This is a genomic window from Micromonospora inositola (assembly GCF_900090285.1).
In the GTDB taxonomy this organism is placed as follows: Bacteria; Actinomycetota; Actinomycetes; order Mycobacteriales; family Micromonosporaceae; genus Micromonospora; species Micromonospora inositola.
Genome location: NZ_LT607754.1, coordinates 4,626,596 through 4,643,662, shown reverse-complemented (window position 1 = coordinate 4,643,662; position 17,067 = coordinate 4,626,596). Strand labels below are relative to the sequence as shown.

Genomic DNA, 17,067 nt, shown 5'->3' with positions numbered 1-17,067 from the left:
GCAGGCCAACCGCCGCCGACCGAAGCGGCGGCGGTTGGCCTGCTGGTCGGCGCGTTCGGGGGTCCACCGACACCAAACAGGCAACTCGTAGCGACGACTCATGAGCTACATCGTCCGACACCAAGACCCTTTGAAGACACTGCTTAGGCGGGCTTGCGGACCAACTCCTGAGTTGGGCTGCCGTCGATCGTGCCCACAACGTTGTTCGTCCAGTCGGCAAAGGTGACGGAGCATCCGGACCCGCACGGACCCGTGGACCCCCAGTACGTCGGTCCGAACACGTTGTCGCGCAGTCGCAGGCCCTCGCCGTCCTGGGCATACAGCCCGAAGGCCCCGAGCGAGATGAAGCTGTCATGGACCTGGTAATTGCGCAGCGTGGAGCCTCCCGAGCTCTGGGTGAACAGCACGGCGGTGATGGCCTGCCAGTAGTTCGGGACCGCTGCGCCGGTGTAGGCGTTGACCCCTGGCTCGAGCCGGCTGTGGCTGATTTCCAGCGGACCCGTGCCGCCGTAAGGAAAGACACCGCCGGTGTGGGCGCGGGAGGGATCGGCCAGGTGGGCGATGTAGTTGTCGTGGAGCCAACTGTATTCAATGGTGGTGTTCGCCCCGCAGAGGCACATGCCGCCCGTGTTTGCCACGTCTACGCGGCTCAGGTGGATCGTGCAGGTGTCGCAGTCGTTGATCGCATGGTCGGTCAACGGGGCGCTGTTCATACCGAGACCGACCGGCTCCGGCCGGATGGTCGTATTGCTGATATTGAGCGTGAGGCTGCCCGAGGAATTCGCGTTGACCAGGATGGCCCGATTAATGGACCCCGGTGGCGGCGCAATGATGGAGTTCGTGATGTTGACGGTGCCATGACAGTTCGTGCCGATATAGATGAAGGCGTGGAAGTACTTGCGGTCAAGATTGACCGTGCCGTTGCAGTCGTACAGATCCCACTCTTTGCTGGCGTTGTCGTGTGGGAACACTTCCTGAAAGCCGGCCGGCACGGGAAGCCTGGCATCGGACTGGCGGTACTTGCCGACGCCGGGCGCACCTACGGAGAAGCGCTCGGGGTATCTGCCGCCAGCGGTGCTGTCGGGGTTGCCAGTGCCGGTCGGAGTCGGTCCGGGCGTGCTGGAGCTAGGAGTCGGCGCCGCGGTCGGTGTGGCACTGGGGTCCGGTGTGGGGCGGGGGGATGCCGTCGTGGTGGTGGGCCCAGCGGTGGGACTGGACGTAACGGGAGTGCCGGGCTTGAAAACTACGTCGACCCAGTAGTTGGTTGCCTTGTAGCCCTGGTTCGGAAACCCGCCGGCGCCGTATTTGTACACTCCGTTGGAGCCGTGCGATCCGTCGGCCGGCGCGCGCAACGGGCCACGGCTGTGACCGGCGGCGAAGTAATGGTCATCGGCCGAGTACTGCCCGACGGGGGTGTGATATGACACCACGTACAGCACATTGGCCTTGACGGCCACGGGACTCGAGAAATCCGCGTACTGCCACCCGGACCCGGTCTCCTGCGTGAACCGCACGTTGGCCAGCCTGGTGCCGTTGATCGTCCAGAGGCTGCCCGTGTGCTCGCCGGTGTTCGTCTTTGACTTGTAGAATCGGACGCCGATGACGCTGCCGTCTTGAACTGCTTTGAATTTCACCCCCAGTTCCACGGCCTGTCTGTCCGGGTCGGTCACCGTCCTTGGTACCGCTGAACTGCCCCATAGCGAATACGTTCCGGGGCGCGCCGCCAAGGGCTCAGCGCCGCTGGTGTTGGTAAATGTTCGACCCGCCAGCGCCGTTCCGGAGATCGCTACTGCGCCAGCAATGGCCAGTACGATGACAGTTCTTGAATTCCTAACCATGTGGTTCCCTTCTCCACAATTGGTGTCACTCAGAACGGGGCGGGCGAACGCCGGTACGGAAAATTCGGTGTCGAGGACGTCGAACGGCTGTCGGGTCCAACGGGATCAGCCGACAGCTGGGGTAGAACTCCCCGCGTCGTCGGCCCTGGCGACCGGCGGACGCGCCGCCGCGCACAGCGCCTGCAGCGGAGCGACCCCCAACCGAGGCAGGGCTCGCCGGCTCGCCGGAGCGCACGGGGCACACCAACACAACGACGGAAATGCCCTCAAGTCACCGGTATCGAAGCTGGCCCACGGTGAAGTCGGCAAATGGAGTGAGCCTCTGGAACGAACGGCACTGTCAAGCCGTCGAAAGGAGAGAGGGTTCGCGCGGAGGCTCGCCGGGGTGCAGGCCGACGCGGATGCGGCCGGGGACATGATCTTCGTGGTCGATCCAGCTCAGCCGATCGAGGGCGTGATCGGCCTACCGCAACCGTGCCGCGGCAGGTGGCCTCAGGTGACGGGCCGCGATGCGGTGGCGACCAGGAGGTTGGTCAGGAAGGCCACCGTGGCAGGGGCGGACTCCCGCCGTCCCGCAATCAACTCGTCCAGCCATGCCGCCCGGACGATGCCGTTGTTGCGCAGCGGTGCCAGGACTTCCGGCTCGGTACGCCAGTGTTCGACGACGAGCGCCGCCAACTCGGCCGCGCCCAGCTGCGCCCGGCCGGAATGGCGCAGCCGCTGCCGCACCTTGCGGGACAGCTTCCGCGCGGTGACCCTGGCCGCCGTCGCACGGTCGCCGATGCCTCGCTGCCCCAACCGCGCGGGAACAAGCCCCGAATCCAGCGGAACCGCGGCCAGTTCGGGGTCGAGCCGGTGGATGAGCTGCCCGGTCAGCAGGCCGTTCCCCTTCTGGTCGGGTGACATCGAGTGCGCCAGCTGGACGAAGCGCCGGTCGAACATGGGGTTGATGAAGAAGCGGTGGACGGCCGCGACCGATCCGTGGGCGCCCGCCCACCGCTGCATGCGCTGGTAGAGATAGAAGTAGTCGGTCGCCCTGAGCCACTGCTGCGGAGCGCCGTCGAAGGACGCGGTGATCCGTTCGAGCGCGTCGGTGCGGGCGGAGGCCACGAAGCCCGGTTCGAGTGCGCGCGCGTCGACCGCCTCGTTCGCGTAGAGGCGCCAGTTCGCCAGCTGACCGATGAGGTGCGGTGAGGTGGTCGCGTGGCGGGGCTGGCCGAAGTAGTAGAAGCCGCGGCAGGTTTCCCCACCCAGACCGGACAGGCGGTGCCCCTGCTCGAGATGGCCCTCGGCGAGGAGCAACGGTGCCAGGGCCAGCGGGCTCGCCATGCCGTCCAGAGCCGCCGCCGCCTTCAGCGCCATGTGATGGGCGGCGGCCGGCGTGACCGGCGGCTGGTCATCCAGCCAGTGGACATGCAGATCCAGCCCACACATCGCGCTCAACTTCTCGGCAAGCGCGGCGTCGGAGCCGCCCCGCAGGTCCAGGGTGAGCGCGCGGAGCCCGCGGCGAGTCTCCGGGGACAGCGCCGCGAGCAGGACCCGGGTGTCCTGACCACCGGTCAACTGGAGCACCGTCGTGGGATGGTCAGCGACGTACGCCCGGAGGAACTCCCGCAGCATCCCGGCCATCTCGTCGACGACCTCGGGCAGCGACGGTGCCGGGCCGTCCAGGGCGAGCGCCTGCTCCACATAGCGGTGCGTCTCCACCCGGCCCGCGTCCAGCACCGCCAGGCATCCGGCCGGCACCTTTTCGACCTGCGCGAAGACCGTGCCGAACCCCACCTGCCAACCCACCAGACTCTGCAGGCCGAGCGCGGTGTGGTCGAGCCCCGCGCCGGCCAGCGCACCGAGCGCGAGCGCACTCGTTGAGACTGCGGCCACGCCGTCGCCCTGCCACCAGAAGAGCTGCCGGAAGCCGAGCCAGTCGGTGGCCGCCACGATCGGCTCGCCGGGGCCGGAGCGGTCCACCGCGGCGAACGGCGGCACCAGCTCGGCGAGCGCGGCTCCGTCCGCTTTGGCGCCCTTGCGCAGCTGCTCGGCCAACTCTGAGGCGGGGACATCGGCGGTGCGCGTACGGGCCGCCCTCCCCAGCAGCAGCGTAAAGGCCACGCCGGCGTCGTCGATCCGATCGCCCGGATCCTCGCCGTGGAACGCGATCCAGCCGCCATCGCTGCGCAGCACCCGCGCGTCGTCGCCCAGGCAGGCGACGACCTCGGCCCGGGGCGGCGCGCCCCTCATGGCCAGCGTGTCGCGAGCGTACGAGACGGCAAGGAACGACTTCATCTCGGCAGCACCATGGGCAGTGTGGCAGCCTCAACCTGGGCAGACATGGCGGCCAGCGTAATCATCGCCGGCCACCAAGGAAAACAGTCCGTATACGGCAAAGGCGAAATGCCCTGACACATCTCCGGCGCGTCGATGTCGACTTCCCGACTGAGCAAACTACCGACCTTCCGCCCGTGTCGTGGTTGACTTTCGAAGTGCTGGCCGGAGTCCGAGCGAGGCAGACCATCGCCGCTGCCTTCTCTTCGGCGGACAACAGCTTCGGTCTTCTCCGGCTGATGTTCGCCTTTGCCGTACTCGTGTCCCATTCTTTGCCGATCGGCTTCGGCCAGGACGACCCGGGCGGCGGGCTCACGAACGGCCAGACTGGGCTGGGCGACATCGGAATCCTGGGCTTCTTCGTCATCTCCGGCTTTCTGATCACCCGCAGCGGGGCCCGGGTTCCGGTCCTTCGATACCTGTGGCACCGCGGCCTACGGATCCTGCCGGGCCTGTGGGTGTGCCTTGTGGTGACGGCCTTCGTCTTCGCGCCGATCGTGTCCCTTTCGGAGCGCGGCAGTCTCCACGGCCTCTTCTCCGACTCCGACGGGCCTTTCCAGTACATCCTCAGCAACTCGTTCGTCGCGATCTGGCAGTACGGAATCTCTGGCCTGCTGCTGGACACCCCGTACGGGCAGCGCACCGGCACATCGGTCTTCAACGGCTCGCTCTGGAGCCTCATCTATGAAGTACTCTGCTATCTGCTTGTCGCCGGGTTGGCGGCCATCGGTGTTCTGCGCCGGGCCAGGTGGCTGGTGGCGATGCTTGTGCTGGCCGGTGCGGGAGTCATGGTGCACGACCTCCTCCGGGCACCGGAGGTCCCGGGGCCGCAGGGCGTGCACGGTCCGGTTTTCGGCGTCGACGGGCTGGACACCTACTCACTCGTCTACCTGACCTACGTCTTCCTCCTGGGCGCCGCGTGCCAGCTCTACCGAGAGAGGATCGTCCTCAACGACGGTCTCGCCGTCGTCGCCGCCGCCGTCGTGGTCGCCACCACGCAGCTCGGGGCCTTCGCGGTGCTGGGCTATCCGGCCTTCGCCTACCTCGTCCTGTGGCTGGCGGTACGGTTGCCACGCTGGTCGCGCCGGATCGGGCGCCGGCACGACTATTCCTACGGCTTCTACATCTACGCCTTCCCGGTCCAGCAACTCCTGGCTCTGCTGGGCGTGCCGCGGCTCGGCCTGGTTCCCTACATCGCGGTCTGCGCCATCGCCACCCTCGCGCTGGCAGTTCCGTCGTGGCATGTCGTGGAACGGCCGGCGATGTCGCTGAAGGCCTGGTCCCCGCGGCGGGGTGAGGCGACGGCGAGCGTCCCACGGCCGGCAACCGACCGACGAGCGCCGAAGCCCGACGCCGAGAAGGTGCCCGCCGCCGTCGGGGCGGATGAGGCGGCTACCGTACGACCGCCGGCGACCAGGCATCGCGGATGAACAGTTCAGCGTCGCCGCCGCCGTCCGCGCGCGCCGTCCAGAGGTCACTCGTCGACGGGCCCTCCCCGCCGCGCGGCAGGCCGTAGATCACCCGGCTGTCGTCGAGCCACTCGATCTGGTCGTCGACGCTGCGTTGCTCGGCCAGGATCGTCGCCTTGCCGGTGGCGATGTCGTACACCGCGATCCGCCAGTGCCCCGGCGCCTGGCCGGCCCGGGTCTTGAAGGCGATCCGGGTGCCGTCCGGCGAGAGGGAGGGGCACTCCGCGTCGTCCCGAAGCGCGACGAGGCGCTGCCCGCCAAGGCTGCCCCGCACGAGCCAGGTCCTGCCGCCCGACGCCGCCGTCGCATAGAAGCTGTCCCCGTCGGCGAACGTGACACCCCAGAGATTGCGGTCCGCGCTTGTCACGCGCTCGCCGCCGACGATCAACTGGAAGGGCTCGACGTTGGTGGAATGCCCGTCGGCAAGCCTGGTCACGAGGGTCTCGGTGGAGAACCGGCCGGGCGTCGTGTAGCTGTGTCCCGCGACGAAGGTCGTCGTCGCCACGAGCGACCCGTCGCGCGACAGCCGGGTACGGCTCGGCACGCCGGAGAGGGGCAGCTCGCGGGTGACACTCCAGTCCGGACCGAGGACCTGGGCGCGGTACGTCGTGACCATGCCGGGCTTGGCATGCAGGCACACCGCCTCGCTCCGCCGTGCGTAGACCCGGTCGCAGGCGATCGGGGTGAACGCCCGGGGCCCGGCCGGCTCGCTGAGCGGGACGACCGCCACCCGGCCGTAGTCGCCGCCGGCTGCGGTGCTGCGGAAGACGACATGGGGCACGCTCGTCACCGCCGCGAGGTCCGGACGCGTGGGCATCGGCGGCGCCGCTGCCACCGCCTGCGTCTGCTCCCGGCGAACGGAGTAGATGTAGCCGACCGTTCCGAGCAGGGCGACCAGGACGATGGCGGCCAACGTCCAGACCCGCGCGCGGCCGCTCATCGCTGGTTCTCCCCCGCCTCGCCGGCCGCCGCGCCGACGCCGGGCACCTCCGCGACACCGGGCGTGTCGGCACCGGTTGCCGTGGTGCCCACGGACCCGGGGCGGTCCCGACCGGACAGCAGCCGCCCGGCCATCACCACTCCCGCCAGCAGCAGGCCGGCCAGCAGACAGAGGGCCGCCTGGCGGCCAAGGATCTGCCACAGGCTGCCGAAGGCGAGCGCACCGGCGAACCGCGCGATCACGACGACGGTCTGGGCTGCGGCGATACCGCTCCCCCGCGCGTCGCTGGCCACTCTGCGGCTGACCAGCGCGGCGAGCACCCCGTCGGTCGCGGCGTAGAACGTACCCAGGAGGACCAGGGCCACGACGGTCGCCCCCAGGCCGCCCACCGGGGCCGCGGCGACCAGATAGGCGACGAGCAGCGCGAGGTGGCCGCCGACGAAGACGCGCGACCGCCCGACCCGATCGGCGAGACGCCCCAGCGGAATCGCAAAGGTGAGGTAGGCGACGTTGGTGCCCACGAACAGCAGCGGGAAATAGCTCGCGGCGAACTGGTCGCGATCCTGCAACGACAGGTAGACAAATCCATCGCCGATCGTGAACAGCCCCAGCACGCCGGCGGCGACCAGCGGACGCCGGAGCCCCGGACCGGCCAGTTCCCGGAGCACCCGCCGGACCGGCAAGCCCCCGGTCGCCCTGCTGCGCCGGTCCGGCACGAAGAGGACCATGACGGCGACGCCCAGCACGGCGAAGGCGAACGACGCGACGAAGACCGCCGAATAGCCTCCGGGCACGAACCACAGCAGCGAGAACGCCACCAGCGGGCCGGCCGCGGCGCCGATGGTGTCCAAGGTCCGATGGGCCCCGAATGAGCGGCCCAGCGTGCGCGGATCCGACGCATCCGCGATGAGCGCGTCCCGTGGCGCCGTCCGCAGTCCCTTGCCCAGCCGGTCCGCTGTCACCACCGCGGTGACAGCGGCGAACCCGTGCGCGGGCAGCATGGCCAGCCGGCTCGCCGCCGAGAGGGAATAACCGGCGGCGGCGACCCACTTCGGCCGGTTGGACCGGTCGCCCAGATACCCCCCGAAGATCCTCACCAGAGCGCTGGCGCCCTGGTAGAGCCCGTCGACAACGCCGTACGCCAGCAGACCGAGCCCGAGCTCGGCGGTGAGATACACCGGCAGCACCGCGGCGACCATCTCCGAGGAGACGTCGGTCAGCAGGCTGACGATGCCGAGCAGCACCACCGTCGCGCCGACCCGTGGCAGTCCGCTGCCGGGCTCGACGGCCGGATCCGCGCCGGGGCGGCCCCGGACCGATACGTACATCGCTGCCTTCGTCGAGCTACGCCGCTGACCGCAGCGCGGCCGCGAGCACGCGCGCGACGGTTGCCTGCTGGTCGGCCGTGATCTGCGGGAACAGCGGCAGTGACAGGATCTCCGTGGCGGCCCGCTCGGCGTGCGGGAAGCTGCCCGGGCGGTACGGGAGGTCCGCGAACGCCGGCGTCAGATGTATGGGAAAGGGGTAGTGGATGCCGGCGCCGACGCCGGCCTCGTTCAGCCGCCGCAGCACGTCGTCCCGGCGACCGGCGCCACCGGGGATCCGCACCACGTAGAGGTGCCACACGTGCTCGTTGCCGGCCAGCACGACCGGACGGGTCACCTCAAGTGGCGCCAGCAGTTCGTCGTAGCGGGCGGCAGCGGCGCGGCGGGCGTCGTTCCACGCGGCCAGGCGGGTCAGCTTGGCCCGCAGCACCACCGCCTGCAACCCGTCGAGCCGGCTGTTGACCCCGATCAGTTCGTGGACGTACTTCACCAGACCACCGTGGCTACCCAGCGTGCGTACCGCCATGGCGAGGCCGGGGTCGTCCGTCAGCACGGCCCCGGCATCGCCGTACGCCCCCAGGTTCTTGCCCGGGTAGAAACTGGTGGCGGCGACGCCGCCGGTGCCGGCGCCGACACCGTTGCGGGTGGCGCCCTGGCACTGCGCGGCGTCCTCGACGATCGCGAGACCGCGGCCGGCGAGGCCGGCGCGTAGCCGCTCCACCGGGGCAAGCTGCCCATAGAGGTGGACGGGAACCACCGCTCGCGTGGCAGGGCCGACGGCGGCCAGGGCGGCGTCGACGTCGATGAGGTAGGTGGCCGGATCCATGTCGACGAGGACGACCCGCGCGCCGATCCGGGCTACGGCCTCGGCGGTCGCGACGAACGTGTTGGCCGGGAGCACCACCTCGTGGCCGGGCCCCACCCCGGCCGCGCGCAGCGCGAGCTCGACCGCGTCCGTGCCGTTGGCGACACCGACGCAGTGCTGGACGCCGGAGAACGCAGCGAACTCCCGCTCGAACGCCGCGACCTCCTCGCCTCCGACGAACGCGGTGTTCTCGATGACCCGCTTGAACCCGGTGCTGACATCCTCGGCCACTTCGGCATGAGCGGCCCGCAGGTCGACGAGTGGAATCATGTGGCGCTACTCCATCTGCCGCGATTGCGGCGAGCAGGGTCAATCAGCGACCGGGCCGCATGCAACGGCGGCCGGACAGCCAAGAGCGTCGATCGGCGAACGATCGGTCCGGGCGGCGATCGGTGCGCGCGGTGGTGTCGGCACCCAACCTGGCACGCAAAGGTACCAAGGTGGGTATTTGACGAAAGGACTGTGACGGGTATCCGGCAGAACTGTTCTCGTCACGCCCCACGCCGTACTGACTGGGCTAGTGTGCCAGCGACGGCAACGCGGCGGAGCCGCCGCACGGCCACGGGGACCCGTCCATTCAGTCGGTTTCCCACGATCCACGTCGACGCGGGATGGATGAAGGTTTCTCCTTTCCGAAGGACGATGCCCGGTAACGTGACCGCGGCAGGCCGGGTCATTGAGGACCATGGCACCGTGCGTGCAGTGCTGGAAAGAAAGGCAGACAGTGTCGACGGCAACCACATGGCGCGGCGTGGACCTGGCCGAGCCTGGTCTCTGGCCGGCGGCTGGTGCTGATCACACCGCCTCCCGGTACGTCCCGGCGCCCACCGACGAACGGCTCACCGGATTGCCCGGCGAATCCGACGAGCGCCGGCTCTACCGGCGCATGCGCTTCATCCGCCGTTTCGAGGAAACACTGCTCTCGCTCTTTGAGGAGGGCGTGCTGAATGGCACAACGCACGCGTGTATCGGTCAGGAGGCCGACGCAGTCGCGGTGATGGAGCACCTGGCCGATGAGGACCACGTGTTCAGCAACCATCGGTGCCACGGTCACTACCTCGCCCGCACCGGCGACGCCCTGGGGCTGCTCGCCGAAATCATGGGCAAGGAAGCCGGTGTCTGTCGGGGCATCGGCGGTAGCCAGCACATCTGCGCCCCCGGATTCAAGTCCAACGGCGTCCAAGGCGGCATCGTGCCGGCCGCCGCCGGGATCGCCCTCGCCGGCCAGCTGGACGGCGCGCGCCGGGTGAGCGTCGTGTTCATCGGCGACGGAACCCTGGGCGAGGGGCTGCTCTACGAGACGTTGAACATCGCGGCGCTCTGGCGACTGCCGCTCCTGGTGGTCTGCGAGGACAACCGGTGGGCGCAGAGCACGCCGATCGGGGCCAACCTGGCGGGCAGCATGCCGGGCAGGTTCGAGGCCTTCGGCATCCCGGTACGTGAAGTCGACAGCACCGACGTGATGGAGCTACGCGAGGCCGCCGGGGCGGAAGTCGATGCGGTACGCGGCGGAGCTGGTCCCCGGGTCCTGCTGATCCACACGTACCGGCTGTGTCATCACTCCAAGAGCGACGACGAACGCCCCGCCGAGGAGATCGCGGCCCGATGGGCCGTCGAGCCGTTGCTGGTCCACGGCCGCCGGCTGAGCAATGACGAGCGACGGATCATCGACGGCGACGTGGAGGCCGCGCTGGCGCAGGTGGTCGAGACGGCGAGGGCACTGCCGTGATCTTCGCCAAGGAGCTGAATGAGACGCTACGCACCTGCCTCACCGCTGACCCCCGGGTGCTCGTGCTCGGCGAGGACATCGCTGACCCGTACGGCGGAGCGTTCAAGGTGACCCGAGGGCTCTCCACCGCCTTCCCCGACCGGGTCCGCACCATGCCGATCAGCGAGGGAGCCATCGCCGGAATCTCCGCGGGACTCGCTCTGGCCGGGTATCGGCCAATCGCCGAGATCATGTTCGGTGACTTCCTCACCCTCGTCTTCGATCAGGTCGTCAACCACATCGCCAAGTACCAGGCGATGTACGCCGGCCAGGCGACCTGCCCGGTCATCGTGCGCGCCCCCTCCGGCGGCCACCGCGGATACGGTCCGACGCACAGCCAGAGCCTGGAAAAGCACTTCCTCGGCGTGCCACATCTGCGGGTGGTCGCCGCGTCGCTGGTTCACGATCCCCGGGCGGTCTTCGAGGAGCTCCTCGCCCAGGACAGCCCGGTCCTCTACGTCGAGCACAAGCTGCTCTACCCACAGCACCTGACCGTGCCCGAGAACGGCCGGTCGGGAGACCTGCTCGCGGCGCAGGACGCCAGCCCTGGCATGCTGCCGACAGTGTGCCTCTCCGCCGTGCCCCGTGAGGAGTGTGCGGTGACCGTCCTGGCCTACGGATACCAGGCCATGCTCGCCGCGAAGGTGGTCGAACGGCTCGCCGTCGAGGAGGAGATCTTCGTCGAGCTGTTGGTGCCGGCTCAGCTCGCCCCGATGGACTGGGCACCGGTCGAGCGCTCCGTCGGCGTCACCGGACGGCTCGTCACCGTGGAAGAGGGCAGCGGCGGTTGGTCGTGGGGCACCGAGGCGGCCGCCACAATTTCACGCCGGCTGTTCCGGGAGCTGCGTTCCCCCGTTGACGTCGTGGCCAGCGAGCCCACCGTTATCCCGTCATCCAGGACCAAGGAGAGCCGGATCCTGGTCGGCGAGGGGCAGATCGAGGCGGCTCTGCGCGCTGCGGCCGCCTGAGCCGAAGGTCCGTGAAGGAGAGAGCGTGAAGCCGGTAATCGTACCGACCAGCGATGTCAACAGCGAGCACGGCGTGCTCGTGGCATGGTTCGTCGACGACGGAGCCAAGGTGGAAGCGGACACCCTGCTCGCCGAAATCGAGACCAGCAAGGCGGTGCTCGAGGTCGTCGCTCCCGAGGCCGGCATCGTCCTGCACCTGGCCGAGCGACTCCAGGAGGTCCCCCTTTCCGAGCCGATCGCCATGCTCTTCGAGACGTCGGCCGACCTCACCGAGTACGTGCGGGAGCGCGAGACGCGGGCGGCGGCTGAGGCTGAGACGCCGGCACCCGTACGAGCGAGCGCCAAGGCCGTGCGACGGGGCGAGGAGCTCGGCGTCGACCTGTCGACCCTCCAGCTCGGACGGCTGATCACCGTCAAGGACGTGGAGGCGGCCTTCCGCGAGACCAGGGTCGACCAAGACGCCCTCCCGGCGCCGCTGACGGCCCAGCCCGGCGTCCAGCGCATCCTGCTCATCGGCGGGGCGCTGGGAGCCACTCAGGTGATCGACATCCTGGCCGGTTCCGCGACGCAACGGGCCGTCGCCATCGTGGACGACGACCCGCAGCGGTGGGGTGGCGACGTGCACGGCGTGCCGATCGTCGGCGGAACGGACCGGCTGGCCGCGCTCTTCGACGAGGGTGCGTACGACGCCGCGATCATCGCGATCGGAACGTCGGTGGAGACCCGGCGCCGCTTCCGCGAGAAGTGCGCGGAGGCCGGCATCCCGTTGGCGAACGCCATCGACCCCACCGCCAAGATCGCCACCGACGTGGTCCTCGGGCACGGGAACATCATTTGCGCCTTCTCGCATCTCGCCACCGGCGTCCGGATGGGAGACAACAACTTCCTCTCCGCCTACAACTCGTTCGACCACCACAGTCGAATCGGCTCCGACAACGCCACCGGCCCGTCGTGCGTCTCGTCCGGCAAGGTGACGGTGGGCGACCGGGTGCGGCTCGGCACCGGCATCTTCATCGAGCCGAACGTCGTCCTGGGTGACGGCGTGGTGGTCGCCTCCGGCGCGGTCATCGTCCGATCGGTCCCGGCCGAGCACGCCGTCAAGACGAAGGTCGTCACGACGACGGTGGTGCCGCCGCGGCGGCCCGGACGGTAACCCCGCCCGGGCCGCGGTGGTCCCTCAGATGCCGCGCCGCTTCCAGGACTGCCACCAGAGCCACTCGCGGCCCTTGGCGGCGACCGCGGTGAGCACCAGCGGCTGAAGATACGGCATCACCTTCGGCCCGATCCGCTTCCGAATGCGCAGGCCCCGGTACTCCGGCAGCTCGCGGTACTCCGGCCAGCACTCCGCGGCGAACGCGATCAGATCGCCCTCGGGCACGCTCGCGGTGCGCCCCCGGTCGTAGGCCCGCACCGCGCGCCGCAGCGCGTAGCGGGCGAGGCGCCGGCGCACCATCGCGTCGAGCCGGTCAGCGTCGGGCAGCAGATCGCCGCAGCGCCGCAACACCGCCTCGTACGCGGATTTGCGCTGGCGCAGGTCGTCCAGCTGGCCGGCGTAGTCCGTCTGTGACATGTTCCCGCCGTGCAGGCGGTAGTACGCCTGGTCCGCCCCGCGCACGTAGCCGACGTCCGCGTGCGCGGCCAGCCGCATCCACATCTCGATGTCGCCGGCGTGCGGCAGCTCGGGATCGTAGCCTCCCACCTTGCGCTGCAGATCCGTGCGCACCACCACTTCCGGTGAGGTGATGCAGCCGGTGCCCTCGCGGAACCGCCGATCCAGCCACCAGTGCCCGGGCCAGACGCTGTGCCCCAGGTCTCTCATGCGGGCCGGCGGCGGCGGACCGGGGTGGGTGAAGTGCACCGGGTGCCCGTAGGCGAAGCCGACGTTCGGGTTCGCGTCCAGTACGGATGCCGCCCGGGTCAGGGCTCCCGGCGTCAGGAGGTCGTCGGCGGAGAGCAAAACGGTGTAGTCGCCGTCCGCCCACTCCAGCAGGCCCTCGTTGTAGGTGGCGATGTGGCCACGGTTGGTCTCGTGGACCCGGACCTCGACCCGTGGGTCCGCCTCTGCGATGGCATGCGCCTTCGCCGCTGAGTCGTCCGGCGAGGCGTCGTCGATGATGAGCACGCGTACGTTGACGTTGGGCTGGTTGTCGAGCACGCTGCTCACGCATGCCTGGAGATAGTCCCCGTACTTGTAGCACGGAATGACCACGCTGACCGTACTCACTGACACCCTTTCCGTTGGCTCGTCCGCGCCCAGTGCCGCGGGCCCGCACCGGTTCGATGGGGCCCGCGGCCGTTCACGGAGTCGTCGTGAAAATCGCATCAACCCAGTAGTTGGCCGAATTCCAGGTGGAGGTCGGGAAGGCGACACCTGGACCGGATTGGAACAGGCCGTTCCCGCCATTCGGTGTGTCGGCCACCGCCGTCAGCGGGTAGGACACCGTCGGTTGGGTGAAATGGTTGCCGGTGTAAGCGTAATGACCCGTGTTCGTGTGGTACGACACCACGTACGGTGTGTTGGCGGTGATCGGGACCGGCTCGTCGAACATCAGCGTCTGCCAGCCGCTGCTGCTCTCGTTCGTGAAGGTTCCGGTGGCGAGCTGCGTGCCGGTGTTCGACCAGAGGGTACCGGTGTGCGTGCCGGTGTTGGTGCTGCCCTTGTAGAACCGCACGCCCGTCACGTAGCCGCCGAGCGCAGAGGTGAACCGCATGCCCAGCTCCAGGGAACTCGCCTCGGAGGCGCTGGGAATGGCCGGCACCACCGAGTCGTTCCAGACCGAGCAGGGGCAGCTGACCGACGTGCCGGTGGTGAAGGTCCAGGTGTACGGCGCCGCCATCGCGTTGCCCCAGGCGTCGGTCGCCCGCACCGAGGCGGTGTAGGTGGTCGAGGGGGTCAGGGCGTTCTGCGGCTGGACGGTCACCTTGCGCGAGGTGTTGTCGTAGCGGAAACCGGCCGGGACGGATCCGCCGCTCGAGGTGAGCGAGTACTCGATCGACTGCGGGTCGACATCGTGGCTGAAGGTCGCGGTCAGTGTGGCGTTGAGCGCGACATCTGACGCGTCCGCTGCGGGAGTCTTCGCGGTGATCGTCGGTGGCTCGGTCTCCGCCCCCACCGTGTCGACGACGGCGTCGACCCAGTAGTTCGTGTTGTTCCAGCTGAGGTTCGGGAAGCCCCCGCCCGAGCCGTACCGGTAGACGCCGTTCGTGCCGTCCACACCCGACTGCAGCAGCCGTACGGCCGTCAGCCCCGCGCCCTTTGTGGCGAAGTAGTTGCTGGTGTACGAGTAGTGCCCGGTAGGCGTGTAGTACGACGCCACATAGGTGGTGTTGGCGGCGACCGGCACGGGATTGGCGAAGGTCAGCGTCTGCCAGCCGCTCGCGGTTTCGTCGGTGAACGTACCGGATGCGAGCAGCTGTCCGGTCGAGGTCCACAGCTTCCCGACGTGCGTGCCGGTATTGGTGCTGGCCTTGTAGAACTTGACGCCCTTGACCACACTGGGCGCGCCGACCCGGAACTTCACCCCGAGTTCGTTGGACGAGGGGTCGAACGAGTCGATGTTGGTCGGCGTCGCGGTCGGAGGGTAGGCGGTGCAGGGACACTGCTGGGGTCCGACCGTCACGCTCCTGGTGGTGACCGCCCCGATGTTGAGGCTGTCGTCGGAGGCCCGCACCTTGATCTGTACGGGGCCCTGCGTGCTCGGGGTCCAGGTGTAGGACCAGTTCCCCTGCCCGTGGGCCGCTTCCCAGGTGTCGCCGCCGTCTGTGGAGACCTCCACGCGGCCCAGCTGTCCTCCGCCGACCTCCGTCGCCGTCCCGGTGACGGTCACCGGCGTGAGGACCGGCAGGGTGGTGCCGGCCTCCGGCGCGGTCAGGGTCGCCGTCGGTCCCGTGGTGTCGGTGGACTTGGTGGCGGCGACCAGGTTGGCCTGCCGGGTCAGCGGCTGGGCGTCCATGTCGGCGAGGAGGTTGACGGTCGCCTGCTGCATGCGCTGGTCCTCGGTGCTGGGCAGCATCGTGTGCAGGCTGCTGAGCCCCCACGACCACTGCACGGTGCCGGCGCCGAAGACCAGCGCCCCCGAGGACTGGTCGCGGTAGGCCACCAGGCTGTGTGTTGCCGTGCCGTTGCCGTAGTTGTTCCCGTCGTCCAGCAGCAGGTTGCCATCCGTGATGGCCAGCGTCGTCGACGAGAAAGCCACCGCGCCCGGCGGGCGGACGGAGTTCTCGACGTCGGAGTCCCACTCGTAGCCGAGCGTGCCGACGGGGAATGTGGCTACCTGCCCGGATGCCAGGTTGTTGATGGAGGGGATGTTCCGCCACAGGCGGAGGTTCCGGTACTCGGCCGGGACTGTGACCGCGTCGTTGCGGTAGCCGTTGACGGTGAAGATGGTTCCGGTGAGCTGGTTGGGCGGCGTGGCGCCGCCGGAGCCGGCGCCCACCGAGTCGACCCAGGTGCCGGTCCATTGCCCGCTCGGGTCCGCGATCCCGTTCGGCGGGTTCTGCCGCATCTTGGTCATCTTGTAGCAGACCAGCGTGCGGTTGTCGCCGCCGCCGCTGGCGACAGAGGGCTCCAGCCGGGTGCGCCAAAAGATCTCGTTGCCGCTGAAGAACGCCAGGTTGACGCCAGCCTCGCGGGTGGCGACCACGTTGTTCCACTGGGCCTGGTTCCAGTACTCGTCATGCCCTGAGGACATGAAGACCTTATGGTCGAGCAGGATCGACGGCTTGGTGCTCACGTCGATGCTCGAGGCGTAACTGACGTCGTACCCGTTGCGCTCCAGCCAGTAGATCATCGGGTACTCGGCCGAGAGAATGCCGTTGTCACCGGCGATCCGCATGGGACGGTTGTAGCTCACCTTGTAGGCCCGGCCGTCGTACGCTGGCCCGCCCCCGCCGTAGAGGTCCTGGCCGCCCCAGTCGTTGTACGCCTGCCAGGTCTGGTCCGAGGTCTGCACCAGGATGTCGGAGTGGTTCGACGCATCCGCGACGACGAACGGCACGTGGGCGAAGCCCGCGCCGTTCGGCTGGTCGAGCGTCGCGAGATAGACCCCGGAGACCGCGTCGGACGGCACCGTCCAGGTCACGTTGGTCGTCCAGTTGCCGCAGTCCACCAGTCCGGTGCCTGCGTCATGCAGGCACGCCGGCTGGGTCCGGGCGGGGAAGCTGCTCGTCGGTGAGGCCGGCATCCGCCGAGCACCGTCACCGCCGTAATAGCCGAGCCGGTAGATGTCGACGTCGAACGTGGTCGGGGACTGCACCTTCAACTGGAGCGTCTCGCCTGGCTGCACGCTCATCCGGGTGGCGAATCCCTCGATATCGCCCCAGGCACTTTCGCCGTACCAGTCCTCACGCGGCGTGCCCTGTTTGGAGTTTTCGCAGACAATGGGGCTGGAGCCGGTGCCACACGGATCGGACACGGCGGAACTCGCTGACGCGGGAATAAGCACCAATGCTGCTCCCGTGGCCGCCGCTACCGCGGCCCGAAAAACCCGAGACCTCATACGGATCGCCTGCTTCTGAGAGGATGGCCGCCGGACCATAGTGAGAGTACGTAAGCGCATGGGAGATACCAGAT

The 17,067-nt window shown here is 69.0% G+C and carries 11 protein-coding genes; 4 read left to right on the top strand and 7 right to left on the bottom strand.

Going from position 1 to position 17,067, the window contains the following annotated elements; all coding sequences use genetic code 11:
- Nucleotides 1-143: 143 nt before the first annotated feature.
- Both GA0070613_RS22155 and GA0070613_RS22150 read right to left on the bottom strand, forming a co-directional pair.
- Nucleotides 144-1,838 (bottom strand): DUF4082 domain-containing protein, encoded by a 1,695-nt coding sequence (locus tag GA0070613_RS22155; RefSeq protein ID WP_089014053.1) that lies wholly within the window; start codon nt 1,836-1,838, stop codon nt 144-146.
- Nucleotides 1,839-2,330: 492 nt separating this feature from the next.
- Nucleotides 2,331-4,121 (bottom strand): asparagine synthetase B family protein, encoded by a 1,791-nt coding sequence (locus tag GA0070613_RS22150; protein WP_089014052.1) that lies wholly within the window; start codon nt 4,119-4,121, stop codon nt 2,331-2,333.
- Nucleotides 4,122-4,318: 197 nt separating this feature from the next.
- Here GA0070613_RS22150 and GA0070613_RS22145 point away from each other — a divergent pair, with 197 nt between their 5' ends.
- A complete protein-coding gene (locus GA0070613_RS22145) occupies nt 4,319-5,590 on the top strand; it encodes an acyltransferase family protein (RefSeq protein WP_157746438.1) in 1,272 nt (423 codons plus the stop codon).
- Here the strand turns inward: GA0070613_RS22145 and GA0070613_RS22140 are convergent.
- From GA0070613_RS22140 to GA0070613_RS22130, 3 genes are read right to left on the bottom strand one after another with little or no spacing between them, the layout of a single operon-like run.
- Nucleotides 5,553-6,569 carry a TolB family protein gene (locus tag GA0070613_RS22140; protein WP_089014050.1) on the bottom strand — a complete coding sequence of 339 codons (1,017 nt, stop codon included), beginning with the start codon at nt 6,567-6,569 and terminating at the stop codon, nt 5,553-5,555. The genes GA0070613_RS22145 and GA0070613_RS22140 overlap by 38 nt on opposite strands.
- Nucleotides 6,566-7,897, bottom strand: coding sequence for an MFS transporter (locus GA0070613_RS22135; protein WP_089014049.1), 1,332 nt, complete (start codon nt 7,895-7,897; stop codon nt 6,566-6,568). Before GA0070613_RS22135 ends, GA0070613_RS22140 begins: the two co-directional genes overlap by 4 nt.
- Nucleotides 7,898-7,913: 16 nt before the next feature.
- Entirely contained in the window at nt 7,914-9,029 is a 1,116-nt protein-coding gene (locus GA0070613_RS22130; protein WP_089014048.1) for a DegT/DnrJ/EryC1/StrS family aminotransferase, read from the bottom strand.
- A gap of 481 nt (nt 9,030-9,510) precedes the next feature.
- Between GA0070613_RS22130 and GA0070613_RS22125 the strand changes: the two genes are divergently transcribed.
- From GA0070613_RS22125 to GA0070613_RS22115, 3 genes are read left to right on the top strand one after another with little or no spacing between them, the layout of a single operon-like run.
- The gene (locus GA0070613_RS22125) at nt 9,511-10,488 is read left to right on the top strand and encodes a thiamine pyrophosphate-dependent dehydrogenase E1 component subunit alpha (protein WP_231929364.1); all 978 of its coding nucleotides are present in this window, start codon (nt 9,511-9,513) and stop codon (nt 10,486-10,488) included.
- A complete protein-coding gene (locus GA0070613_RS22120) occupies nt 10,485-11,495 on the top strand; it encodes an alpha-ketoacid dehydrogenase subunit beta (protein WP_089014046.1) in 1,011 nt (336 codons plus the stop codon). The genes GA0070613_RS22125 and GA0070613_RS22120 overlap by 4 nt, the downstream gene beginning before the upstream one ends.
- Before the next feature lie 25 nt (nt 11,496-11,520).
- On the top strand, nt 11,521-12,648 hold the full coding sequence (locus GA0070613_RS22115; RefSeq protein ID WP_089014045.1) for a biotin/lipoyl-containing protein: 1,128 nt from the start codon (nt 11,521-11,523) through the stop codon (nt 12,646-12,648).
- A gap of 24 nt (nt 12,649-12,672) precedes the next feature.
- On the opposite strand, the gene GA0070613_RS22110 is transcribed toward GA0070613_RS22115, so the two are convergent.
- Together GA0070613_RS22110 and GA0070613_RS22105 are read right to left on the bottom strand one after the other, a co-directional pair.
- The gene (locus GA0070613_RS22110) at nt 12,673-13,719 is read right to left on the bottom strand and encodes a glycosyltransferase family 2 protein (RefSeq protein WP_231929362.1); all 1,047 of its coding nucleotides are present in this window, start codon (nt 13,717-13,719) and stop codon (nt 12,673-12,675) included.
- A 73-nt stretch (nt 13,720-13,792) separates the two neighbouring features.
- Entirely contained in the window at nt 13,793-16,786 is a 2,994-nt protein-coding gene (locus tag GA0070613_RS22105; protein WP_231929361.1) for a DUF4082 domain-containing protein, read from the bottom strand.
- Nucleotides 16,787-17,067: the final 281 nt, after the last annotated feature.